The sequence below is a fragment of the Bradyrhizobium sp. 2TAF36 genome, assembly GCF_052114925.1.
Lineage (GTDB): Bacteria > Pseudomonadota > Alphaproteobacteria > Rhizobiales > Xanthobacteraceae > Bradyrhizobium > Bradyrhizobium barranii.
Map to the genome: position 1 here is coordinate 13433 of NZ_JBFRFR010000080.1, position 23438 is coordinate 36870.

25 protein-coding genes and 1 pseudogene are annotated in these 23438 nt (G+C 64.7%); 11 read left to right on the forward strand and 15 right to left on the reverse strand.

The annotated features are described in order from the left end of the window. Positions 1-3 precede the first annotated feature (3 nt). Positions 4-303: a putative quinol monooxygenase gene (locus tag AB4Z51_RS35515; protein ID WP_135216871.1), complete on the forward strand. Its 300-nt coding sequence runs from the start codon at positions 4-6 to the stop codon at positions 301-303. 85 nt (positions 304-388) lie between these two features. Then, positions 389-694: a hypothetical protein gene (locus AB4Z51_RS35520; RefSeq protein WP_441498954.1), complete on the forward strand. Its 306-nt coding sequence runs from the start codon at positions 389-391 to the stop codon at positions 692-694. A gap of 78 nt (positions 695-772) precedes the next feature. On the opposite strand, the gene AB4Z51_RS35525 is transcribed toward AB4Z51_RS35520, so the two are convergent. Both AB4Z51_RS35525 and AB4Z51_RS35530 read right to left on the reverse strand, forming a co-directional pair. Further along, entirely contained in the window at positions 773-1384 is a 612-nt protein-coding gene (locus AB4Z51_RS35525; RefSeq protein WP_441498963.1) for a GNAT family N-acetyltransferase, read from the reverse strand. Between the two features lie 162 nt (positions 1385-1546). Further along, on the reverse strand, positions 1547-1948 hold the full coding sequence (locus tag AB4Z51_RS35530) for a PaaI family thioesterase (protein WP_028157491.1): 402 nt from the start codon (positions 1946-1948) through the stop codon (positions 1547-1549). A 119-nt stretch (positions 1949-2067) separates the two neighbouring features. Between AB4Z51_RS35530 and AB4Z51_RS35535 the strand changes: the two genes are divergently transcribed. Further along, complete coding sequence (locus AB4Z51_RS35535; RefSeq protein ID WP_354131229.1) at positions 2068-2856, forward strand: cobalamin-binding protein; 789 nt, start codon at positions 2068-2070, stop codon at positions 2854-2856. Between the two features lie 180 nt (positions 2857-3036). On the opposite strand, the gene kynU is transcribed toward AB4Z51_RS35535, so the two are convergent. From kynU to AB4Z51_RS35560, 5 genes are all read right to left on the reverse strand, one after another. Beyond that, positions 3037-4239, reverse strand: coding sequence for a kynureninase (gene kynU / locus AB4Z51_RS35540; RefSeq protein WP_441498955.1), 1203 nt, complete (start codon positions 4237-4239; stop codon positions 3037-3039). Between the two features lie 7 nt (positions 4240-4246). Continuing rightward, positions 4247-5086 (reverse strand): tryptophan 2,3-dioxygenase, encoded by an 840-nt coding sequence (gene kynA, locus AB4Z51_RS35545; protein ID WP_135216868.1) that lies wholly within the window; start codon positions 5084-5086, stop codon positions 4247-4249. Positions 5087-5120: 34 nt separating this feature from the next. Further along, positions 5121-5930 (reverse strand): alpha/beta hydrolase, encoded by an 810-nt coding sequence (locus AB4Z51_RS35550; RefSeq protein ID WP_135216867.1) that lies wholly within the window; start codon positions 5928-5930, stop codon positions 5121-5123. Between the two features lie 372 nt (positions 5931-6302). Next, entirely contained in the window at positions 6303-7580 is a 1278-nt protein-coding gene (locus AB4Z51_RS35555; protein WP_135216866.1) for an ArgE/DapE family deacylase, read from the reverse strand. A gap of 52 nt (positions 7581-7632) precedes the next feature. Beyond that, positions 7633-8358: a pyridoxamine 5'-phosphate oxidase family protein gene (locus AB4Z51_RS35560; protein WP_441498956.1), complete on the reverse strand. Its 726-nt coding sequence runs from the start codon at positions 8356-8358 to the stop codon at positions 7633-7635. 75 nt (positions 8359-8433) lie between these two features. Between AB4Z51_RS35560 and pdxR the strand changes: the two genes are divergently transcribed. Continuing rightward, complete coding sequence (gene pdxR, locus AB4Z51_RS35565) at positions 8434-9918, forward strand: MocR-like pyridoxine biosynthesis transcription factor PdxR (protein ID WP_441498957.1); 1485 nt, start codon at positions 8434-8436, stop codon at positions 9916-9918. A 51-nt stretch (positions 9919-9969) separates the two neighbouring features. Further along, positions 9970-10215 carry a DUF6719 family protein gene (locus AB4Z51_RS35570; protein WP_071914551.1) on the forward strand — a complete coding sequence of 82 codons (246 nt, stop codon included), beginning with the start codon at positions 9970-9972 and terminating at the stop codon, positions 10213-10215. A 3-nt stretch (positions 10216-10218) separates the two neighbouring features. On the opposite strand, the gene AB4Z51_RS35575 is transcribed toward AB4Z51_RS35570, so the two are convergent. Then, the gene (locus AB4Z51_RS35575) at positions 10219-10584 is read right to left on the reverse strand and encodes a hypothetical protein (protein ID WP_063983641.1); all 366 of its coding nucleotides are present in this window, start codon (positions 10582-10584) and stop codon (positions 10219-10221) included. Between the two features lie 59 nt (positions 10585-10643). After that, positions 10644-10808, reverse strand: coding sequence for a hypothetical protein (locus tag AB4Z51_RS35580; RefSeq protein WP_166096179.1), 165 nt, complete (start codon positions 10806-10808; stop codon positions 10644-10646). 413 nt (positions 10809-11221) lie between these two features. On the opposite strand from AB4Z51_RS35580, the gene AB4Z51_RS35585 reads away from it, so the two are divergent. After that, positions 11222-11425, forward strand: a complete 204-nt coding sequence (locus tag AB4Z51_RS35585) for a hypothetical protein (RefSeq protein ID WP_135216864.1) — start codon at positions 11222-11224, stop codon at positions 11423-11425. A 33-nt stretch (positions 11426-11458) separates the two neighbouring features. On the opposite strand, the gene AB4Z51_RS35590 is transcribed toward AB4Z51_RS35585, so the two are convergent. Beyond that, positions 11459-12007 carry a CreA family protein gene (locus AB4Z51_RS35590; RefSeq protein ID WP_028157500.1) on the reverse strand — a complete coding sequence of 183 codons (549 nt, stop codon included), beginning with the start codon at positions 12005-12007 and terminating at the stop codon, positions 11459-11461. A 208-nt stretch (positions 12008-12215) separates the two neighbouring features. Here AB4Z51_RS35590 and AB4Z51_RS35595 point away from each other — a divergent pair, with 208 nt between their 5' ends. The 4 genes from AB4Z51_RS35595 (at position 12216) to AB4Z51_RS35610 (ending at position 16250) form a co-directional block, all read left to right on the forward strand. Beyond that, positions 12216-13835: a L,D-transpeptidase family protein gene (locus AB4Z51_RS35595; RefSeq protein WP_441498958.1), complete on the forward strand. Its 1620-nt coding sequence runs from the start codon at positions 12216-12218 to the stop codon at positions 13833-13835. A 110-nt stretch (positions 13836-13945) separates the two neighbouring features. Continuing rightward, complete coding sequence (locus AB4Z51_RS35600; RefSeq protein ID WP_063983643.1) at positions 13946-14512, forward strand: glutathione peroxidase; 567 nt, start codon at positions 13946-13948, stop codon at positions 14510-14512. 165 nt (positions 14513-14677) lie between these two features. Further along, positions 14678-15691 (forward strand): polysaccharide deacetylase family protein, encoded by a 1014-nt coding sequence (locus AB4Z51_RS35605; RefSeq protein WP_135216862.1) that lies wholly within the window; start codon positions 14678-14680, stop codon positions 15689-15691. Positions 15692-15698: 7 nt separating this feature from the next. Continuing rightward, entirely contained in the window at positions 15699-16250 is a 552-nt protein-coding gene (locus AB4Z51_RS35610; protein WP_166352832.1) for a dihydrofolate reductase, read from the forward strand. A 15-nt stretch (positions 16251-16265) separates the two neighbouring features. Here the strand turns inward: AB4Z51_RS35610 and AB4Z51_RS35615 are convergent, their stop codons facing one another. From AB4Z51_RS35615 to AB4Z51_RS35630, 4 genes are all read right to left on the reverse strand, one after another. Continuing rightward, positions 16266-16688: an outer membrane protein gene (locus tag AB4Z51_RS35615; protein WP_441498959.1), complete on the reverse strand. Its 423-nt coding sequence runs from the start codon at positions 16686-16688 to the stop codon at positions 16266-16268. Next, the gene (locus AB4Z51_RS35620) at positions 16685-17704 is read right to left on the reverse strand and encodes an outer membrane protein (protein WP_441498960.1); all 1020 of its coding nucleotides are present in this window, start codon (positions 17702-17704) and stop codon (positions 16685-16687) included. Before AB4Z51_RS35620 ends, AB4Z51_RS35615 begins: the two co-directional genes overlap by 4 nt. Positions 17705-17906: 202 nt before the next feature. After that, positions 17907-18359, reverse strand: coding sequence for a DoxX family protein (locus AB4Z51_RS35625; protein ID WP_441498961.1), 453 nt, complete (start codon positions 18357-18359; stop codon positions 17907-17909). Positions 18360-18699: 340 nt separating this feature from the next. Further along, positions 18700-21009 (reverse strand): NADP-dependent malic enzyme, encoded by a 2310-nt coding sequence (locus AB4Z51_RS35630; protein WP_441498962.1) that lies wholly within the window; start codon positions 21007-21009, stop codon positions 18700-18702. A gap of 246 nt (positions 21010-21255) precedes the next feature. Here AB4Z51_RS35630 and AB4Z51_RS35635 point away from each other — a divergent pair, with 246 nt between their 5' ends. Then, positions 21256-23229, forward strand: a complete 1974-nt coding sequence (locus tag AB4Z51_RS35635; protein ID WP_166096153.1) for a hypothetical protein — start codon at positions 21256-21258, stop codon at positions 23227-23229. A 70-nt stretch (positions 23230-23299) separates the two neighbouring features. Here the strand turns inward: AB4Z51_RS35635 and AB4Z51_RS35640 are convergent. Next, a pseudogene (locus AB4Z51_RS35640) lies at positions 23300-23438 on the reverse strand (IS110 family transposase); the annotation flags it as partial.

The window sequence follows — 23438 nt, forward strand, 5'->3', positions numbered from 1 at the left end:
CGCATGATCGTTGTGACTGGCAGCGTAACGGTCCGCACCGAAACGTTCGACGAGGCGCGCCGCCTGAGCCTCGAGCATGTTCATCGGTCGCGACAGGAACCCGGCTGCATCTCACATGCAGTGCATGTCGACTGCGAGAACCCGCTCAGGCTGGTGTTCTTCGAGCAATGGGCCGACCGCACCGCGCTCGCCGCCCACTTTGCGGTACCTGCATCCGGCGAGTTCGTGCGCACCTTGCGCTCGCTGGCCACGGGGCCGACCACGCTCGACCTCTATGAGGCCGACAGGCTCGAAAAGCTGTGAGCGCATAGCTGTGATGCCACACCAAATTCATATTGCAATGCAACATCTCCGGCACTAGGTATCCCGGCATCAAACCGAGGCCGTTATGAGCGCAGACTGGAACACCAAATATGGCACGCGGCGCGTGCGCCACGATCCGCCGACCCTGGACGAGGCGATCTTCGCCGCCGTCGGCATCACCGACGATCACGAGCAGCAGGCGGAGATCGCGGCAGCGCTGATGGGGATGCCGCTCGAAATCGTGCAGGCCGAGTTGAAGAAGCAGGCCCGCACCAACGGCCGCATCACCGCCACGCGCGTGATCGCAGGCGAACAGGGTGCGCAGCGCTCGGTGGTGGTCGAACGCCGTGTCGTCCGCCGCTTCGGCAACGACAAGCGCACCGGTACCTGAGCGCTCAATTCCCCATCTCAAATACGAAAGCGGACCGGTTTTGCCGGTCCGCTTTTTGATTCCAGTCCGCTTTTAGATTTAGGCGGCGCGATTGCCGTACATGCTGGAGATGATCTTCCAGCAGGTCGAGTTGAAGCTGAGAAGAGCGCGGCCGGCCGTGAAGGGCGAGGCCGCGAGTTCAGCGAGCTCGGCCTCGGGCGTCTTGGCGAGATCGATCGTGCCGGTCGATTCGCCATGACGGAATTGCAGATTCGCCCCGAACTTCCTGGCGAGCGCCCGCATGGCGTGATTCTCGGCGCCGGTCGTGATGCGCAGGCGCTTGTAGCCTTTCCAGCGCGCTTCCGCGATCAGCCGGCTGAACAAGATGGTGCCGACATTCTGGCGCCGTGCCGAGGCTTCCACGCTGAAGGCGACCTCCGGCAACGAATCGTCCTCCGGCGGATGCAGCTCGGCCGCACCGCGGACCACGCCGTCGACGATGTAGGCGACAATCACGGTGCCGTCCTCGGCGCAGCGGGCGGCGTAACGCTCGATGAAGCTGTCGTCGAGAAAGCCGTTGAAACGGTCGCGCCGGCTTGCGGAATCAAGCCTCAGGAGGTGATCGCGCAGAAGCGGCAATTCTTCCTGCTGGCTCAAGGTCCGCACATAGCCCGGAACGGGCGTCGTGCGGGTCGTGTCTTCAAGTACCACGTCAAGTACCACGTCAAAACTCCTCTTGGTGTCCCTCGAGGAGGCGTTCGAATCCCTAGGCCCCCAATATTGTGCGTCGCAGCATATTTTTCAAGACGGGAACCTGCCCAAGTTTCAGGCATCGAAAGCGACCAATTCGTTAATAAAATCAAGCCCCCGTAGTCATACGAGGACCAGCTGGGTCTGGGTCACCACGGCAACCAGCTTGCCGTCCTCGGTCTCCAGCCGGGTGCTCCAGACCTGGGTCCGCCGTCCCCGATGGACCGGTGTAGCCGTGGCGATAACCGTGGTTCCCTCCTTCGCCCCACCGATGAAGTTGGTCTTGCTCTCGAGCGTCGTGGTGCCCTTGGCATCCTCCGGCAGATTGATCACGGTCGCGGCGGCACCGACGGAATCGGCGAGCGCCATCACCGCGCCGCCGTGGATGGTGTGGTGGAGTGTGCAGAGGTCGGGCCTGACCGTCATCCGCGCCACCACGCGGTCTTTCTCGGCCTCGACGAATTCGACGCCCTTGAGCTCGGCAAACGGCATCTTCATCGCTTTAAGTTTCTCGAGCGGCGTCATCGGATCTCCTCCCAATTCATTGTTGTTTCAGCGTGAATTGCTTCGGGCGGCAAAGCAATGACGTCCGAGGTAATGGCCCTGCTGACATCGGCGACGGCATTTGCGCATATGCTCTTCCCATGCGCCACTTCCCGCCCCGCCGCATCGTCTGCCTGACCGAAGAGACGGTCGAAACGCTGTACCTGCTCGGCGAGCAGGACCGCATCGTCGGTGTCTCCGGCTACGCCGTCCGCCCGCCCCAGGTGCGGCGGGAGAAGCCGCGGGTGTCGGCCTTCGTCTCCGCAGACATCCCGAAGATCCTGGCGCTGGAACCGGAGCTGGTGCTGGCCTTCTCCGACCTCCAGGCCGGCATCGTCGCCGATCTCGTGCGCGCGAGCGTCGACGTCCATGTTTTCAACCAGCGCGACATCGCCGGGATTTTGGCGATGATCCGGACACTTGGTGCGCTGGTCGGCGCCGCTGAACGCGCCGAAGGCCTTGCCCGTGATCTCGAACGGCGCCTCGCAGAGATGGCGGCAACACCTCGCCCCTCGGCGCGGCCAAAGGTCTATTTCGAGGAATGGGACGATCCGTTGATCTCCGGCATCGGCTGGGTGTCCGAGTTGATCGAGATCGCCGGCGGTCAGGATGTGTTTCAGGAATTGCGACATCGGCAGGCGGCAAAGGATCGCATCGTCTCGGCGGAGGCGGTGCGCGAGGCAGCGCCCGACGTGATCCTTGCCTCCTGGTGCGGCAAGAAGGTCGTCCCTGCCCGCATCCGCGCGCGCGATTGCTGGAACGAGATCCCCGCCGTGCGCGACGACCGCATCGTCGAGATCAAGTCGCCGATCATCTTGCAGCCGGGGCCGGCGGCGCTGACGGATGGGCTCGATGCGATCGTGACGGCCTTGTGGGGTAGACTCAAATAGCTTGATCGCGGCTCTCGTGTCCCGGACGCGCTGCAACGCGCCAGCGTTGCTGCGCAGAGCTGGGACCCGTCTCGATACGGAGTTCAGTGCAGCGTGGGCCCCGGCTCTGCAGCGCACCGCACCGGACGATGCTTCGCATTGCCGGGGGCGCTGCGCCGCGTCCGGGGCACGAGACCTTCTTCAGGTCACCGCGTTCACGACCTGATATTCCGGCCGACGCCAGACCTCGCCTGCAATCACCTCCTCGATGATCTCGGCTGCTCGCATGATCTCGCTCTCCCCAATGTAGAGCGGTGTAATCCCGAACCTCATGATGTCAGGCGCGCGGAAATCGCCGATGAGGCCACGGGCGATCAGGGCTTGCATGGCGGCGTAGCCGCCGTCGAACGCGAAGGAGACTTGTGAGCCGCGGTGCTCGTGCGCGCGCGGGGTGACGAGCTTGAGCTCGGGGCAGCGGCGTTCGACCTCGGCGATCAGGAGATCGCCAAGGGCGAGCGAACGCGCACGGACCTCACGAAGGTCGACCCTGTCCCAGATGTCGAGCGAGGCCTCCAGCGCCGCCATTGCGAGCACCGGCGGAGTGCCGACGCGCATGCGCTCGACGCCGCCGGCCGCCGCGTAGCCAAGCTCGAACGCAAACGGCTTGGCGTGGCCCATCCACCCCGACAGCGCGGCGCGCACGCCGTCGGCGTGGCGCGGCGCGACGTAGAGGAAGGCCGGCGCGCCGGGGCCGGCGTTGATATATTTGTAGGTGCAGCCGGCGGCGAAATCGGCACCGCAGCCAGCGAGATCGACCGGCAGCGCGCCGGCCGAATGCGCGAGGTCCCAGACCGTGACGATGCCGAGCGCATRCGCCTTCGCGGTGAGCGTCGCCATGTCGTGGCGCCGTCCGGTGCGATAGTCGACCTCGGTGATGTAGAGGACCGCAATCTCCTCCGACAACGTGGCCTCGATCTCCTCCGGCGCCACCAGGCGCAATTGATGGCCGCGGCCGAGCGTCGCGATCAGGCCCTCGGCCATGTAGAGATCGGTCGGAAAGTTTCCGGTGTCCGATAGCACCACCTTGCGCGAGGYGTTCATGTCGAGCGCGGCGGCGAGTGCTTGGTAGACCTTGAGCGACAGAGTGTCTCCGACCATCACGGAGCCGGCTTCCGCACCGACCAATCGCGCGATGCGGTCGCCGACATGGCGCGGCTGGGCATACCAGCCCGCACTGTTCCAGGCGCGGATCAGCTCGTTGCCCCACTCGGCCGTGATGACGTTGCCGACGCGCTCGGCAACGCCCAGCGGCAGCGCGCCGAGCGAATTGCCGTCGAGATAGATCACGCCCTCAGGCAAATGGAACAAGGCCCTGGTGTCGTCATAGACGCGAAGCTTGGTCATGGGATCTCTACAGAATCGTGCGGACGCGCCAGAGCTCGGGGAACAGCTCGACCTCCAGCATGCGCTTGAGATAGCTGACGCCGCCGGTGCCGCCGGTGCCGCGCTTGAAGCCGATGACGCGCTCGACCGTCGTGACATGGTTGAAGCGCCAGCGCCGGAAGTAGTCCTCGAAGTCGACCAGCTTCTCGGCAAGCTCGTAGAGCATCCAATGCGTCTCCGGCGCTTCGTAGACGATCCGCCAGGCCTGGAGCACGCCCTCGTTGAAGCTGTGGGTTTCGCGAACGTCGCGCGCCAGCACGGACGCGGGCATCTTGAGCCCGTTGCGGTCGGCGAGCCGCAGCACCTCGTCGTACAGGCTCGGCGTGGCAAGCTCGCCTTCGAGCACCCTGGTCGTTTCCACGTCGTGCGCGTGCGGCTTGAGCATGGCGTGGTTGCGGTTGCCGACCAGAAATTCGATCAGCCGGTACTGGCGCGACTGGAAGCCCGAGGACTGGCCAAGCTGCGAGCGGAAACGCGTATACTCGCTGGGAGTCATGGTGCGCAGCACGTCCCAGGCGCCGTTGAGCTGCTCGAAGATGCGCGACATCCGCGCCAGCATCTTCATCGCGGGCTGCACTTCGTCCCTGGCGATGGCGCGGCGCGCAGCGCTGAGCTCGTGGATGGCAAGCCGCATCCACAGCTCCGTGGTCTGATGCTGGATGATGAACAGCATCTCGTCATGGGCCTCCGAGAGCGGATGCTGCGCGCCGAGGATCGCGTCCAGCGCCAGATAGTCGCCGTAGGACATACGCCGGGCGAAATCGGTCTCGGCGCCTTCGCTCGTGGGATCGTAATCGCTGGACGTCATGGCAGGCCCTTTCGATCGATCGATCCTCGCCGCGTCAGTCGAGGCCGATCAGGCGCGCGGTGATCGGGGACGACGGATCCTTCAGTCCGTCGATCACCGTAAAATGGTTGAGCCCGGGATCGACGACGAGGCGCGTCGGCACGTCGAAACCGGTCCAAACATTGGCGATCAGATCGGACTGGCGCATGAATTCGGGCCGCTCACCGCCGCCGACCCAGGCCGTGACCGGCGAATGTCCCAGCGGCAGGTGCAGCGCCGCGCTTTCAAGCGTCGCCTCCTCCATGGTCATRCGTAGCGTGTCGTTCATCTTCGTCTTGAGCAGCGGTCGCAGATCATGCAAGCCGCTGATCGAGAGCGTGCCGGCGATGCGGTTGTAGACGGCAGGCTCGAGCCGGCTGTCGTTGCACAGCATGCGCGTGACGAGATGGCCGCCCGCGGAATGGCCGGCGAGCCGGATCGGGCCGGAAACGAGCGAAGCCGCCTTGGCGATCGCGGCGGTGATCTCTGCGGTGATGTCGGAGATGCGGGCGGCCGGCGTCAGCGTGTAGCTCGGCAGCGCCACCGTCCAGCCGTGATGCCGCGCGCCTTCGGCCAGATCGGTCCAGGTCGACTTGTCGAAGCGCATCCAGTAGCCGCCGTGCACGAAGACGACGAGGCCCTTGCTGTCGCCGTCGGGCAGGATCAGGTCGAGACGCTGGCGCTCGCCCGGGCCGTAGGAGACGTCCGCGCGGAAGTCTTTCAGGCCGGCGCGGTAAGCCGCCGCCCGCTCCGCCCATTGGGCCGGCATCTTGTCCGAGCCCGGGATATGGGCCGAATTGGCATAAGCATCATCCCAATCGCGCATCGTGACACCCTAGGATTCGGCCGTCGAACCGGGCGCCAGTCTGCCACCAGTCAGGACGGCGTCCTAGTCTTTCTTTTAAGCTTAAAGTATTTGATCGCGCCCGTGTTTCAGGCAGTGGGCGCTCCAACCGAGGTGCCGCAGGGTGGGCAAAGCGATTTGTCCGCCGTAGCTCGAAGAGCGAAGGCGGAAGCGTGCCCACCCTTTCGCGCAAGATCGAAGAGAGATGGTGGGCACGGCGCAATTGCGCCTTTGCCCACCCTACAGGACCGTCCGCCCATCATTGCGAGCGCAGCGAAGCAATCCAGTCTGCTTCCGCAGCGACGCTCTGGATTGCTTCGTCGCAAGGGCTCCTCGCAATGACGGCGGAGAGACCTACGCCTTCTCCACCCCGCACCAATCCGCGATGAACAGGGCCATCGCCTTGGTCGACTTCTTCAGCGACTCCAGGTCGACGAATTCGTTGAAGCCGTGCATCTCGCCGCCGCTCGCGCCGAAGCAGAGGCTCGGGATACCGTGATTGAGACCGTAGAAGCGGGTGTCGGTGAGCGCGGTGAAGACGAGGTCTTGGATTTCGCCGCCATAGACGGTGTTGAAGGCCTTGCCGAACGCGGCCTCGGGCGCCGCGGCGTCGGTCAGTTCATACCCCTCCGACAAAAAGCCCGACCATTCGACCTCCGGCGGATTGTTGGCGAGGAAGCGGTGGTTGCGCGCGGCAGCCGCAACGCAGGCCATGATCTCCTTCTGGTGATCGGCGATCGACCAGCCCGGCAGGACGGCGATACGACAATCGACGTCGCACCAGGCCGGCACGCTGGAGGCCCAGTCGCCGCCCTTGATGATGCCAGGGTTGAAGTTGATGGGATGGTTCAGCGTCTTGAAGTACCGATCGGCTTTCGCGCGCTCGTTCCATTCGATCTCGAGTTTCTGCAGCGCCTGGATCAAATGATAGGCCGCCATGATTGCGTTGGCACCGGAGCCGGCGAAGGCAACGTGGGTCGGATGGCCCTTCACGCGCAGGCGAAACCAGATCACGCCGACCTGCGAGCGCACCATCTTGCCGCCGGTCGGCTCCGGGATGAAGCAGGCGTCGGCGCGATAGCCGCGCTGCAATGTCGAGAGCGCGCCGACGCCGGTGCTCTCCTCCTCGATCACGGACTGGAAGTGGATCCGCGCCGTCGGCTTGAAACCCGCCGCCTTGATCGCATCCAGCGCGTAGAGCGCGCCGATCGTGCCCGACTTCATGTCGCAGGCGCCGCGGCCGAACATCTTGCCGTCCTTGATGACCGGCGAGAATGGCGGCGTGTCCCACAGTTCCAGCGGCCCCGCGGGCACCACGTCGCAGTGCCCCTGGAGGATCAGCGATTTGCCGCCGTTCGTTTGCGGGCGGTAGGTGCCCACCACCGTGCGCGCCTTGGAGAAATCGTGCTCGATCGGACCGAAACCACGCAGATCCTTGAGGTCATCGACATCGATGTGCCAGTCGTCGACCTCGTAGCCGCGTTCGCGCAGGAGGTCGCCGATCATGTCCTGGCACGGCCCCTCGGCCCCGCGGGTCGAAGGGATCGCAACGAAATCGCTTGTGGTCGCAAGCTGGGCTTCGAAGCCGACATCGACGGCGTCAAGAATCCTCTGCTGCGTTTCGGCATTCATCAGGCAACTCCAAGCATCCAATTGGTCAATGGTGCGCGCAAGCTAGCCGATTTCAGCCGTTCGGGTACTCCACAAAATAAGCATCCCGCAATGCATCTTCGAGCAGCCGGCCTTCCGAATAGCCATTCAGCGTCGCAGGCCGGGTTACACCATCCAGCAGGCGCGAGCACGGCTCCGGCGCGCCCAAGACGGTGCGCACGGGGATGCACTCGGCATAGATCGGCAACTCGTAGTCCTCGTCGTCATCGGCGACACCCTTGGCGCGGACTTTGGCCGAGGCCTCCTCGATCTCCATCGCGATGAAGGAGGTCGCCTTGATCTCCTGCGTTTTGCTCTGACGCAGGGTCGCGGTGCGGTCCGGGAAGAAGCGATCGACCATGGCGATCACCGCCCGCTCCTTCTCCTCGGAATCGGTGACGAGATAGGCAGTGCCGAACGCCATCACGGCGCGGTAGTCGGCGGAATGGTTGAAGCCGCAACGCGCCAGCACGAGGCTGTCGAGATGGGCAACGGTGAGGCAGACGCGCTCGCCCCTGGTCTGATTGCGCAGCATGCGGCTCGCGCTCGAGCCGTGCCAATAGAGTTTTGTCCCTTCGCGCCAGAAGAAGGTCGGCGTGCAATAGGGCTGGCCGTCGATGACATAGGAGACGTGGCAGAGCATCGAGGAATCCAGGATGCGGTGAACGGTGTCGTGATCGTAGAAGCCGCGGTCGTGACGGCGCTTGACCTGGTTGCGCGCTGACGTCGGATAGGAATTCTGGCTTTCAGTTTGGCTCACGGCCGCTCCTGTCGGGCTTGGAACAATTCCAGGAGAGTTGTAACCGCGGATTTGGTCTGCGATAGTGCCAATTCCATGCGAAAAATTCCAACCAATTCACCCGCGCCCGCCAAGGCGGAGTTGCCCCTCGACCTCACCGGCCCGCACATCACCGCGGTCGCGTCGTCGGCGCACCGGCTGTACCAGGCGTTGTGCGACATGATCGTCTCTGGCCTCGTCAAACCCGGCGAGCCGCTGCCGCCGTCGCGGACACTGGCCAAGCAGACCGGCTTCCGCCGCAACGCCGTCGTCACTGCCTATGAGCGGCTGATCGCCGACGGCTTTGCCGACGCGACCGTTGGCTCCGGCACTTTCGTCGCCGCGCGCATTCCGGCGCCTGYGGCCGATTCGAAGAAGCCGAAGGCCGTGGTCGAAGCACCGCGGCAGGGCGCGTTCTCGCTCGGCTGCACCCATATCGACGAGCGCGCGGTGCAGCGCTTCCGTGCCTTCCTCGGACGGCGCATGCGCGCGTTCGGACCTGAGCATCTGCACTATGGTGATCCCCGCGGCAGCCGCGAGCTGCGCTCCGCGATCGCCGATCATCTGCTGTCAGCGCGTGGCCTGCGCTGTGACCCCGATCAGATCATGCTGACCTCGGGCACGCTGCACGCGTTGCGCATCGTGCTGAGCGCGATCCTGAGGCCCAACGATCAGGTCTGGTGCGAGGACCCGGGCTACCCCGCCGCGCGAAACACCATTTGGCATTGCGGTTATCGCGCCGTGCCCGTCCCCGTCGACGAGCACGGGATACGTGTCGCCAAGGGCCGCACCGCCGTATCGTCCGCACGCGCGGCCTATGTGACGCCGTCGCACCAGTTTCCGCTGGGCGTGCAGATGTCGATGCCGCGACGGCTGGAGCTGCTGGATTGGGCGAAGCAGGCCGGCGCCTTCGTGCTGGAGGACGATTACGACAGCGAGTTCCGCTATGACGGCGCGCCGTTGATGTCGCTTGCCGGCATCGATCATCTCCAGCGCGTGATCTATATGGGCACGTTCGCCAAGACGCTGTTTCCGGGCCTGCGCATCGGCTATTGCGCGCTGCCCGAGCGGCTGATCGCGGACGTCACGGCCGCGCGCGCCGCGCTCGACCGCTTTCCCGGCACGCTGATGGAGGGCGCGGTGGCCGACATGCTCAATTCCGGCGCGTTCGCCGCCAACCTGAAGCGGGTACGAAAGCTCTATCGCGAGGCGCGCGACGCGCTGGCTGAGACCCTGGAAACAGCATCCGACGGCGCGTTGTCGGTGCCTGTGCCGTCGCAAGGGCTGCACCTCGTCGCCCGGTTCGATCCATCGGTCGAGCTGTCGGCGGCGGCAGAAGCGAAGCAGGCGGCAGGCGCGGAAGGCTGGCTACTGGCCGACACCTATTCGCGCGCGCGTCCCCTGCCCGGGTTCGTGCTGGGATTTTCCGGCCACGCGGTTCCGCAACTCGTGGCCTCCGCCGAACGGCTCGCGCTGGAGTCGCGTGGCGCCTTGCGCGCGAGGAGCAAATCGGCCGGCGGGCGTGACGAACGTTCACTATGAGAATCGCCTGCCGCTCCCTACATTGCGGCATCGATGCCGGGACCTCACATCATGCTGCTGCGCCGCGCGACCTGCCTCTCGCTGCTGATCTCGGTCGCCCTCGCGACGGCGGCGCATGCCGTCACTGTCGGACGTGAACAGGACATCACCGATCTCAAGCTCGGCCAGCGCGTGCAAGTGGATGACGGAACCTGCCCCGCCGGGCAGGTCAAGGAAGTGCGCGGTGCGAGAATGACCGACAAGGGCGTCGCGCGGACCATCGCCTGCGTTCCGCGCTTCGGTCCGAAATCGAAGTGATGGTTACGACTTCGCCGGGTCGAACATGCACTGCAAGGTCGGTTTGGCGATCTTGGTGAAGGTCGAGCCGATCTCGCCCTGCTTGGACGCGGGCACCCAATCAGTCTCGATCGTTGGCACGCCGGTCTCGCTGATGCCGCGCAACAGCGCCTCGCGCAGATCGCGGTCCTCGACGGCAGCAACGGCGTGATCATGCAGGCAGCCGCAGACCTCCTCGGGATGCTCCCAGCGCCCGAGCATCCGCGGCGCACACTGACGCATGAACTCGCTGCGGGGATCCGGTAGCCTCGAAGGAGCGCGAACCTGCGCGTGGGCAGCGCTGATCGTCAGAAGCGAAACGAACGCTGCGGCGCAGAATCGGACAATCATGATGGCCTTTATCGGCTGGTTTTTCTTGTGATTTTTCTTTTGATTTTCTTGGCTGTCGATCAGAAACGCGCAGCGACCACGATCGGCTGCGGCGCCGTGGTGGTGACCGGCGAGCCGCTGTACTGGAAGGTGCCGACACCCGGGAGATTGCCGTCCGGCGCCCCCGCGAACGAAGAGCCGGCGAGCACGAAAGCGAAGGCAAGGATGAAGCTGAGCGTGCGCATGATCTCGTGTCCCAATTCCTTGGCCGGCGGTGCGTCGTCGTTGTGAAGCTGATAACCATGCGTCGTTTCGCGCGTGATGCGCCAAAAGCGGAAAATGGTTTCGTCTTTGTGAGAATTGTTTCGTCACGCGCTAGGCGACGAAACATTCAGCGGAAAATCCCAGTCTTTTCAAATGGGTCGCGCCGCGCCTGAAAGTGGCCTTGCAGGCTCTGTCCCTGCTTGGAAGCAGGCCCACACTGCGCGCCGTCACACGCACGCCTTCCGCACTTCACATGCATTTTACGTTTTTCTGCTGAAGAGAAGCCCGAACGGGGGCTGGGTTCCGTCGAACCGGGCGCGATTCGACTGCGACCCAAGCCATCGAAACCGAGAAGCCCGGAACCACCGGGCGCGTTCAGTTGAGGGATGCCATCATGACGGCGCAAGATCGCGCAACGCCGCGCGACGCGGACCTGCGGACGGACCGCGCCGACCAGCGACCCAGCCGCGTCGCTTCAATCGGGGCGATGTCGCTGCAGTCGGACCGCGGCCACGAGGCCGCGCCACAAGCATTCGTGCGGCTGACCGGCTCGCATCTCGCACAACCGCGCGCCAGCCGCACTCTCGTCACTGGGTGAACGCAAGAGCGTCACTGAGTGAACGCACGCGCGTCACTGAGTGAAGAACTCGCCGCACTTCTGGACGTTGGCGTCAGCCGGTCCCCACGGCATGACCGGTACCGTCGAGGTCGAGTTCTTCGGCGAACCTTCGATCAGCCGGTCCGAATAGACCATGTAGACCAGCACATTCCGCTTGGCGTCACAGCCGCGCACGATCTGCATCTTCTTGAAGAACAGTGAGCGGCGCTGGCGGAACATGTCGTCGCCCTGCTCCATCTTGTTCTTGAACTTGATCGGACCGACCTGGCGGCAGGCCAACGAGATATCCGAGACCTCCTCGGCAAGGCCGAGCCAGCCCTTGAAGCCGCCCTTCTCCGGCACCGTGAAATGACAGGCCACGCCCTCGACCTCGGGGTCGTCGAGGCCGTAGGTCGCGAGCTTGTCATTCGGGCTCATCCATTTGAATACCGTCGAGCGACGGAAGATCAGATCCGGCTCGTCGGCGGCGATTGCAGAACTCGCTGGGACAGCCAGCAACAGGAGGAATAAAGCAAGGCCTTTCAAGCGGATGCCGGAAAGACCGGGGAAACGAGATGACATGAAGTTCTCCGGTAACAAGTCCCGGCAATGTAGGCATGCGACAGCCGGTCAGGAAGATGAGCGGCAGCCGTCGCGGCCGCCGTTTACCGGTCCGTGAGGCTTTTTTGCTACGTCATGGACAAAATTCGCTGACGGCAGAACTGCCGTGCTAGTGAACGCGTATCCCCTCTGCGAGACTAATTTCTGAGTTGGATTGTGGATTCGAGGAATGAATAGCGTGAACGGGGCCAGTTTTTCTGCCAGGCCGGCCCGGCTGTGGCAGGTCGCCATTTTGACGGCGGCGGGTGCGATTGGCTTGACCAGCCAGGCGGACGCGGCGTTCTACTACTGGAGCGACTACTCCGACGGGTCCTACGCCGCCCGGCAGCAGCGCTATCCCGACATTCCCCGGCAGAAGCCTCAGAAGCGCAGTACGGCTGGCAAGAAAGCAGTCGTCGCCGAGAAGGAAGCCGGCACCAAGCCGCAAGGTCCGCTCGTGATCGTCGTGTCGATCGATCGGCAGAAGGTGACGGTCTACGACACTAACGGCGTGTTCGCGGAATCCGCGGTGTCGACAGGCATGAAGGGCCACTCGACGCCGATGGGCGTCTTCAGCGTGATCCAGAAGCACAAATTCCACCAGTCCAACATCTATAGCGGCGCACCGATGCCGTACATGCAGCGGATCACCTGGTCCGGCATCGCCATGCATGCCGGCGTGCTGCCGGGCTATCCGGCCTCGCACGGTTGCATCCGCATGCCGATGGCGTTCGCGGTGAAGATGTGGAATTGGACCAGGATGGGCGCGCGCGTGATCGTCTCGCCCGGCCAGATGTCGCCGCAAAATTTCTCGCATCCCCTGCTCGYCTCGGTGCGCGTGCCGCCGCAGCCCGCCGCCAGCCTGGAGCCGCAGACCAATGTCGGCGACAAGGCCGACAAGGGCGCCGCACCAACCAAAGTCGGCGAAGCAAAACCCGTCGAGACGAAGACCGCCAGCGCGGAGAGCGCGCTCGAGCTGCGTTCGTCGCTCGGCCATACCGTGATGTCGGATGTGACCACCGGCAATGCACCGGTGCGCGCGGAAGCAGCCGCTCCCCCCGACAAGGTTGAGGCCAAGTCTGAAAAGACCGCCGAGGCATCTGACCCGGTCAAGCCGCAGTCGGAAGAAGCCGCCAAGCCCGCAAGCACCGACGCAAAGCCCGTTGAGGCCGCAGAAGCGCCCAAGACTGCAGAAGCGCCCAAGGCTGAAGCCGCCGAGCCCGCGAAGAAACCCGATGCGCCCGCTGCCGCACCGGCGCTCACCGCCTCGCCCGACGCCAAGAAAGACGAGACCCGCGTCGCTGATCCTGCGCCTGCCGCGAAGCCGGAGACGCCCAAACGGGCCGGCCAGATCGCGGTGTTCATCAGCCGCAAGGATTCCAAGCTCTACGTGCGGCAGAACTTTGCGCCGCTGTTCGAGGTTCCCGTCACGATCGCTGCGAGCGAGCGGTCGCTCGGCACCCACGTCTTCACCGCCGAGGTCGACAAGACCGACACCAACGCGCTGCATTGGTCGGTGGTATCGCTGCCGGTCTCCGCCCGCGCCGCCGCGCGCGAGGATGACAGCCGCGTGACACTCCGCCAGCGCGGCGCCGCCGTGATCCCCGTCGCCGCCAAGCCCGTTACAGCCAAGCCCGTGGTCACGCCGGACAGCCCGGCCGAGGCACTCGACCGTATCTCGATCCCGGCCGACACCATGGCAAAGATCAACGAGATGCTGACATCGGGCGGCTCGATCATCGTCTCCGACCAGGGCATCAACCAGGGCGAGACCGGCGAAGGCACCGACTTCATCGTCCGCCTGTACTAGAGCGCTTTCGAGCGAAGTGGCGCCTTGCCGCGTCCGATAACGCGGTGTTGACCAGGCGCGTCGCGCCGACGCAGTAAGGTGAGTCCCGGATCACGTCGGGGGACGTTGCCATGCTGAACCGCAGGACCATGCTCGCCGCGCTTGTCGCGACGACCGCGTCTGCTGGACGCAGCCGCGCCGATGGCGGCATGAGCCGGATCTCGGCCTATGCGTTCTCCTTCCCTGCATTATCAGGCGACGACATCCGCCTTGCCGCGTTCACGGGCAAGCCGCTGCTGGTGGTCAACACCGCTTCGCTCTGCGGCTACACTCCGCAATACGCGGGCCTCCAAGAGCTCTGGAGCGAGTTTCGCGAGCGCGGGCTCACCGTGATCGGCGTGCCCTCCAACGATTTCGGTGGCCAGGAGCCCGGCGGCACCAGCGAGATCACGGAGACCGCACACCACCAATACGGCGTTACCTTCCCGATCGCGGCCAAGGCCGTGGTGGTCGGCGCCAAGGCGCATCCGTTCTACAAATGGGCGGCCGAGGCGCGCCCCCGCGACGTTCCGCGCTGGAACTTCCACAAATACCTGATCGGGCGCGACGGCTACATTGCCGAGGTGTATCCGTCTGCGGTCGATCCGACGGACACACGGGTCAAGACGGCGATTGCGAAGGCGCTGGCCGACAGCTGACACCCGCAGCCCGCATCCGGTTGGGCACAATTGTGGCGGGGTGCCAAACAGCCGTTGCAATGACGAGGGCCCACCATCTAGGCTAGGACTATCAAGGGGCAGGATGGTTTTGCCAGAGGCGAAAAGCTGCGGCGGAACAACGGGATCAATCTCGAGGACAACACCATGCGTGTGGCGGCAGGACTGATTTTGGCAAGCGCGATGTCGGTTGCGATGGCAGGCGCAGCGTGGTCGCAGACCCCGGCCGCAAAGCCCGCAGCCGCCACCCAGGCGGCACCGGCTGCAGCCCCCGCCGCGGCACCGGCGCCCGCTCCCGCGGCGGCAGTTGCTGCACCGACGCAAGCGGCCTTCCCGCCCCCGCCGAAACAGGCGCCCCAGCCCGCCCGCGCGGCCTGCAACACGCCCGGCGCGCTCGGCGTCGCCCGCACCGTCGAGATCGACACCACGGGTGGTCCGGGCTTCGGCTTCGAGCATTTCAAGGAGCTCGACTTCCTGCGCGACAAGGAGGTCGTGCTGACCTTCGACGACGGCCCCTGGCCGAAGAACACGCCCGCCGTGTTGAAGGCTCTCGCCGACGAATGCACCACCGGCATCTTCTTCTCGATCGGCAAGCACGCGACCTATGAGCCGGAGATCCTGAAGCAGGTCTATGCGGCCGGCCACACCGTCGGCGCCCACACCTGGTCGCACGCCAACCTCAACAACAAGAAGCTCACGGAAGCGCAGCGCAAGGAAGAGATCGAGAAGGGATTCTCGGCGGTGAAGTGGGCGCTCGGCGGCATCTCGCCCTCACCGTTCTTCCGCTTCCCGGCGCTCCAGCACCCGCCGGAGATGGTTACCTATCTCGGCAACCGCAACGTCGCGATCTTCTCCTGCGACATCGACTCCTTCGACTTCAAGGCCTCGAAGCCCGAGAAGGTGATCGAGACCGTGATGAAGAAGCTCGACACCAAGGGCAAGGGCATCATCCTGATGCACGACTTCCAGAAGCACACGGCGGAGGCCCTGCCCGAGCTGCTCAAGCGCCTGAAGGCCGGCGGCTACAAGGTGGTGGCGATGCGCGCCAAGTTCCCGGCCTCGACGCTGCCCGAATACGACCAGGAGCTGCTCAAGGACGTCAAGCTGCCGACGGTGAGCACGCGCCCGGTCAATTCCGTCGTGACGACGGTCTCGGAATAGACCGCAATTGTCTTTCCGGTTTGAAGGTTACGTCATCATATCGGCGGACGGCATGCTTGCCGATCCGTCGCACATCATGCCCTCAACGTTGGTGTTCGAAGGCGACAAGCGCTTTTTCGAGCAAGCGCTCGATCGAGCCGCGGTCGTCGTGCACGGCGGACACTCGCACGAGCAGCAGCCGAATTCGCCGAAGCGCAAGCGGCTGATCCTCACCCGCAAGATCAAGGCGCTCACCGTCGACCCGGAGATGCCGAACGCGACGCTGTGGAATCCCGAGCATGCGAGCTTCGAGGAGGCCTGCGCTTTCGCCGGTGTCGCCTCCGGCACGGTCGCAATCATCGGCGGCCCCGTCGTGTTCGACATGTTCATGGACCGCTACGACACGTTCTGGCTGTCGGAAGCCCCGCATGTGCGGCTGCCCGGCGGCGAAGGCTGCTTTGTCGGCGTGCCGGAGCGGACGCCGCATGAGGTGCTGGCGTCGCACGGGATGAAGCCTGGGGCGCCGTATCTGCTCGACGCGGCGCATGACGTCACGGTTACGCCGTGGCGTCGAGTCTAGCACAGGCGATCTGCGCTACGGCGTCGGAAGGTGATAGGCCAGCACGCCGCGCAGCGTGTGCACCGTGCCGCCCGCGCTCAGGCTGGTCATGAAATCAGACGCCAGATCGTCTCGCGCCCCGAGATGCGTGACGCGATATTCGGCGCGGGCGGAGATGCTATCGGTGAAGAAGCGCTCGAAGCCGCCACCGAAGGTCGCGCCGTGATATTCCCGCGTCGGAGCGGTGCCGGGAAATCCGAGGAAATTGTACGAGATCGACTGCGCCGTCGTTCCGCTGTAGCCGCCGAGCAGGTAGACCAGCGTCTCCGGCGCCACGAGATAGCCGACACGTCCGCCGACGGTCCAACCCCGCTTCACCGCCGCGAGATCCGACGAGATCGCAACACCTCCGCCCGATGCGTTGACCTTGGCGCCGCCATTGGTTCCGGCATCGATCAAGCCGAATGCGCCAAGGACCCATTTCGGCGCGACCTGGCGATCGTAGCCGATCGTGAAAGTGCCGCCGACGTCGGCGCCGCCCAAACCGGACGCATTGAAATCCAGCACACCGGCGAACGAGCCTGCGACATGGGGCGTGATGACGTCGCCCCCGATACCCGCGCCGACGTAAAGATACCCGCGCCGACGTAAACGCCCGTCCATGTCGGATTTAGCACCGGCGCCACTGAAGCGGTCGCCGGTCCGCCGAACTGGCCGAAGCGATAGGCCGCACCGATCCTGACCACATGCTCGGACAGGTCCGTGGTCCAGACCGCGCCGAGCGGATCGACCGTCGTGTTGCGGCCAAGCGCGACGTAGCGGTATTCGCCGCGCAGTGACACGTTGCTCGCGAGGCGATATTCCGCGCCGGCGCCGACTGTGTAACCGTGCGACGTCAGCCCCGATTCCTGCACCGTGAACGAAGGCCCTCCCCCGAGGATCACGTAGTTCAAGTTCCAATTGTTGATGCGCATCTCGCTGTAGCCGGCGAGGCCGTAGAGCAGGATATCGGGCGTGACCAGAAATCCAGCACGGCCGCCGATCGTCCAGCCCTGATCCAGCGACGGCAGCGCAGCACTCAGGCTCTGGCCAAAGAACGGGCTCGACGCACTGGCCGTCGTTCTCTGGCGCGACCAGTCATAATCGACAAAGCCGCCGACCACGAAACGCGGCGCAACCTGGACGTCAAATCCGGCGAAAACCGACAGCCCGAGGTCGGCGCCCTGCAAGCCGTCGAGGCTGAACAAATCCGGGCCACCGCCGACCGGCGCCAGGTTCGACCGTCCGGTCGCGAAGTCGAAGCCCAGTCCGCCGCCGACGTAAAACTGGGTCCAGTTCGCCACGGGCGCCGCTAGCGGCCGCGCCTTCACGGGCAAGTCTGCTGCACAGGCCGCGGTTACAGAAACGGCCACGACATGCGCCGCCCCCAGAACGACAGCAGCGCGTGCCGCCGCCTTGCGCTTCGATTGAACCAAGTCCGCCCCCAATCACCCAGTGCCGATTGCGCCTGTGCAATCGGAACTGTCGGTACTATTGGGCCCGGACGGATTCCGACAAGTGGAGAGACCGGTCGATCCGCAGCGGCCACGATTTTGTGGAACCGCTGTGATCTCAAAACCATAATCTGTGAATGATGGTTCATGCACTCGTCGCAAACGGACGAGCCATCAACTCGCTTTACACGTCCCCGTAGGCCGTCTCGGCCGAGCGCGTAGCGCGGCCGTAGCCCATGATCATGAACAGCGCGCCGATGATCGAGAGATTCTTCAGCGCATCGACCACCATCCTGGCGTTGTCGGGCGTGGCCTGATTCCAGAAATCGGAGAACAGGACGGTCGAGACCGCGATGTAGATGATCATGAGCAATGCGAAAAAGCGCGCGCCGAAGTTCAGCGCAATCATCAGGCCTGCAATGATCTCGAGCCCGCCGCCCGCGATCGCCAGCAGTTGCGGCGTGGTCATGGCGGTCGCCGTCTCGATCTGCTTGGTGTAGGACTCGATGACCTCAGGCACCACCACCTTGGTGGCGATGAAATCGGCCGTCGCCTGGAGGGGAAAGAACTTGGTCGCGCCCGTGTAGATGAACAGCACGGCGAACAGGATTCGCCCGAAAGTCACGAACGCTGGCATGATCGGCCTCTTGGCTCAGGCTTTTTGAAAAAGGCGTCTTGACGAGAGCACCGGGCGATTATGAAGAGTCGTGCGCCGGTTTACAAACGGGGAAATGGCGAACTGCGAGCAATTCAAAGTTGGCGACGCGGGCGGTGCGCCTTCTCCCCTTGTGGGAGAAGGTGGCATAGGCGGCCTGCGGCCGCCGTTCTTAAGAACGCCGAAGCGAAGCTTCGGCTATGGCGCCGGATGAGGGGTATCTATCCGCGAGCTCAATAGCGGTGGGACTCGTGGATAGAGACCCCTCACCGTCTCGCCGCTAACCACCCTCTCCCACAGGGGGGGAGGGTAAGACGGCATCTTACGTAAACAACGTCGGCTGCTGCCGTGCAGCGCGCTCCTGCGCTTCCACGACCGCAACGGCCGTCATGTTGAGGATGCCGCGCGCGGTCACCGAGGGCGTGAGGATATGGGCGGGGCGTGCCGGGCCGATCAGGATCGGGCCGACGGGGAGCGCATCCGCCAGCGACTTGATCATCTGATAGGCGACGTTGGCGGTGTCGAGGCTCGGCATGATCATGATGTTGGCCTCGCCCTCGAGCTTGGAGTGCGGCAGCACCATTTTCCGCGCAGCAGCTGAAAGTGCCGTGTCGCCCTGCATCTCGCCGTCGGCCTCGATCTCCGGATGCTTCTCCTTCAACAGCTGGGTCGCCCGGCGCATCTTGCGCGAGGACTCGGTGTCGTAGCTGCCGAAATCCGAGTGCGAGACGAAGGCGATCTTCGGCTTGATGTTGAAGCGCTGGACGTGGACCGCCGCCAGCGAGGCGATCTCGGCGAGCTCTTCGGCGCTCGGWTTGGGCCGAACCTGCGTGTCGGCGATGAAGAAGGCGCCCTTGCTGGTGATCAGCAGCGCCAGTGCCGCATAGTCGATGATCCCCGCGGAGAAGCCGATGATCTCGCGGACATGGCGGAGGTGGTGCATGTAGCGGCCTTCGACGCCGCAAAGCATGGCATCCGCCTCGCCGCGCATGACCGCGAGCGCGGCGATCACCGTGTTGTTGGTGCGCACCACCGTGCGCGCCGCATCCGGCGTCACGCCGCGGCGGCCGGCGACCTCGACATAGGATTGCACATAGGAGCGATAGCGCGGATCGTCCTCGGGATTGACGAGGTCGAAATCCTTGCCTGCCTTGATCGACAGGCCGAAGCGCTTGATGCGCGCCTCGACGACCGAGGGACGCCCGACCAGGATCGGCGTCGCCAGCTTCTCCTCCAGCACCACTTGCGTGGCGCGCAGCACGCGCTCGTCCTCGCCTTCGGCGTAGATCACGCGCACCGGCTGGGTCTTGGCCTTTGCGAACATCGGCTTCATGACGAGGCCGGAGCGGAAGGCGAAGCGCTCGAGCAGCGCGGTGTATTCGTCAAAGTTGGTGATGGGGCGCGTCGCGACGCCCGACTCCATCGCCGCCTTGGCGACGGCGGGCGCGATGCGCAGAATCAATCTGGGATCAAAGGGGCTCGGAATCAGCGAGCCGGGGCCGAAGCCCTGCGTTTCGCCGGTGTCAAAGCCCTGCGCGACCGCATCCGACGGCGCCTCGCGCGCGAGCTGCGCAATGGCCTCGACCGCGGCGTGCTTCATCTCCTCGTTGATGGCGCTGGCGCCGACGTCGAGCGCGCCGCGGAAGATGAAAGGGAAGCAGAGGACGTTGTTGACCTGGTTCGGATAGTCGGAGCGGCCGGTGCAGATCATGGCGTCGGGGCGCACCTTCCGCGCCTCCTCCGGCATGATCTCCGGGGTCGGATTGGCGAGCGCCATGATCAGGGGCTTGTCGCCCATCGCCTTGGCCATCTCCGGCTTGAGCACCCCTGGTGCCGACAGCCCGATGAAGATGTCGGCGCCGCCGATGACGTCGCCCAGCGTGCGCTTGTCGGTCTTCTGCGCGTAGACCGCCTTCCAGCGGTCCATCGTGGTGTTGCGGCCTTCGTGCACGAGGCCGTCGATGTCGCAGACCCAGATGTTCTTGCGCTGCGCGCCCATCGACACCAGAAGGTTGAGCGTCGCGATCGCGGCGGCCCCTGCCCCCGACGCGACGATCTTGACGTCGGACAGCTTCTTGCCGTTCAGCCTGAGACCATTGGTGATGGCGGCGGCGACGATGATGGCGGTGCCGTGCTGGTCGTCATGAAAGACCGGGATCTTCATGCGCTCCTTCAGCTGCGCCTCGATCTCAAAACATTCCGGTCCGCGGATGTCCTCGAGATTGATGCCGCCGAAGGTCGGCTCGAGCGCGGCCACGGTCTCGACCACGCGCTCGATGGTGTCGGCGGCGATCTCGATGTCGAACACRTCAATGCCGGCGAATTTCTTGAACAGGACGGCCTTGCCCTCCATCACCGGCTTGGAGGCCAGCGGGCCGATATTGCCGAGGCCGAGCACCGCGGTGCCGTTGGAGACCACCGCGACCAGATTGGCGCGGGTGGTGAGCGTAGCGGCCTCCGCCGGGTTCTTGGCGATCTCGGTACAGGCGGCGGCAACGCCCGGAGAATAGGCAAGCGCGAGGTCGCGCTGGTTGGCGAGCGGCTTGCTCGCCTGGATCTCGAGCTTTCCGGGGCGCGGCAGACGGTGATAGGCCAGCGCCGCCTGGTGGAGATCATCAGAATAAGACGACATGCGGTGTCTCGCCTCGCGTTACCGGCTTCAAAATGCCTCATCCGGAGCCGCCGCCCAAGCGGACGGTATTTCCGGGTCATGGAAACGGGATGAAGCACGGCGGGCGCCCCGGTGGCAACATCCGATTACGGCCCCGTCAACAGGGCGCATGGTCAAATACCTGATAGCGCTAGCTTTCCCTAGACCGCGCGGCATTTCCCGAATATGGCAGGTTGCGCAGTGCAAAACGGGCAACTGGAGCTGGGAATGAAGCGGATCCTGATCGGCCTGATCGTGGCAGCCGTGCTTGCCGCGGGCGGATGGTTCGGCTTCAACTTCTATGTCCAGCACCGCGCGACCAGCGAGGTCGAGGCGGCGTTCGAGCAGATGCGCCAACAGGGCGGCAAGGCGAGCCACGGCAAGATCACGTTCGAGCTCGCGACCCGGACGCTGACGATCGAGGATATCGCGGTCACTCCCGGCAACCTGCCGCAGGCGCAGATCAAGATCGCCGGCATCAAAGGAACGGGCGTTCGCCTGGTCGACGATATCAGGTTTTCGGCCGACAGCATCGACATCACCGGTGTTGAGGTCGCACTGGGCCATGCTCCCCCGGCAAAACTGAAAGTCTCCTACAAGATCCCGCAATTGACGATGCGCGACTACGCCGGTCCCGTTCACGCCGCAGCTGGGCCAGCGGACAACTCCCCGATCGAGATGTACCGCTATGCGCTCAGCCAGTACACGGGCGTCACGGCCTCGTCGCTTACGGCCCCGACACTGACGATGAGTTTCGATTCCGGCAACGCTGCCGCCGGCAGCGGCGAGTTCACCTATACCGGGCTGGCGATCCAGAACCTCAAGCACGGCAAGATCGATGCGATGAAGGCCGACCGCGCCGTCATCTCGGTCGAGGTGAAGCAGCCAGGCAAGCCGGACAAGCTGACAGGCGAGCTGTCGAACATCATCGTCAACGATTTCGATGCCACCGCGATCCTCGCGGCGCTCGATCCGCAGACGAGCGGCGACGACAACTATCGCCGGGTCTACCGGCAAGTCTCGGCAGGCCCGTACACGCTCAAATCGGCACAGGCGATGCGCGTCGATATCGACGGCTTCGCCATCGAGGACATCGCCGTGCAGCCGTCGAAATTCCGGCTGGCCGACGTGCTCGCCGCGCTGCCGCAGGATCAATCGGCGCCCCAGACGCCAGCGCAGGCGCGCGACCTGCTGGAGAAGATCGCCGGGGTCTACGAGGGTATTCGCATCGGCAAGGCCGAGATGGGCAAGACGTCGATCGGGACGCCGCAGGGAACAGCCAAGATCAATGCGGTCAGGTACCGCGAGGGCGAGTTCGCCGTCGAGGGCGTCGATACGCCGTCGCCGCAAGGGCAGTTCAAGATGGAGCGCTTCGCGCTCAAATCGTTCAGCATTACGAACCTGATGCGCTGGGCCGCTGGCCTCAGCAATCCCGGGCAGGCGCCCTCGCCCGACCAGATGCTGGGCTTGTTCCGGGTGCTCGAAGGTGCCGAGATCAAGGGCGTGGTCTCGCCCTTCAAGAACACGCGGCAGCTCGTCACCATCGACACGATCAGCCTGAATTGGGGCCAGCTGGTCGGATCGATCCCGAGCAAGGCCAATCTGGTCGTGAAGATGGTCACGCCGACCGATCCCTCCAATCCGGCGCAGCGGCCGCTGATCATGGCGGGCGTGGACAAGCTGGCGATCGACCTCGATCTCGGCGCCGCCTGGACGGAGTCCTCGGGCGCGTTTGCGCTTGCGCCCGCCACCATTGATCTCGGCAACCTCGCCAAGGCGCAGGCCCGCTTCGCGCTCGCCAATGTGCCGCGCGGCCTGTTCACCATGACCGACCCGATGGAGGCTATGAGTGAGATGGCGCAGGTCGAGACCGGCACGCTCGAACTCTCCCTGCGTGACAGCGGCGTCGTCGATCTCGTCGTGGCGCAGTTCTCGCGCATGCAAAATGTCAGCCGCGACGCCGCCCGCAGTACCATCGCCGAGATGATCCGCGCGCAGGGCGAGAAGGTCACGGCCGCCAATCTCGATGCCAAAGCGGCGGTCGATGCACTCGCCGGCTTCGTCGAGACCTCAGGTCAGACGCTGACGATCAAGCTGACCCCGCTCGGCAAGGTGCCGGTGCTTCAGCTCATGGACGCACTGAACAGCGAGCCGATCGTCGCGCTGGCGCAGTTCAGGATCGAGGCGTCGACGGGGCTGTAGGCGACGGCGGTGGTCTTGTGTTCCGGACGCGCTGCAGCGTTCTTACGCTGCTGCGCAGAGCCGGCAACTGTTATGTCGGCTTGACGTTCAGGTAGGGCTTCCTGTCGCGCATCATGGCGTTGAGGACCGTCAGCAGCTTCCTGGCGACGGCAATGAGGGCGAGTTTGGCTGGTTTGCCGGCCTGTCGCAATCGTACGTAAAAGACCTTG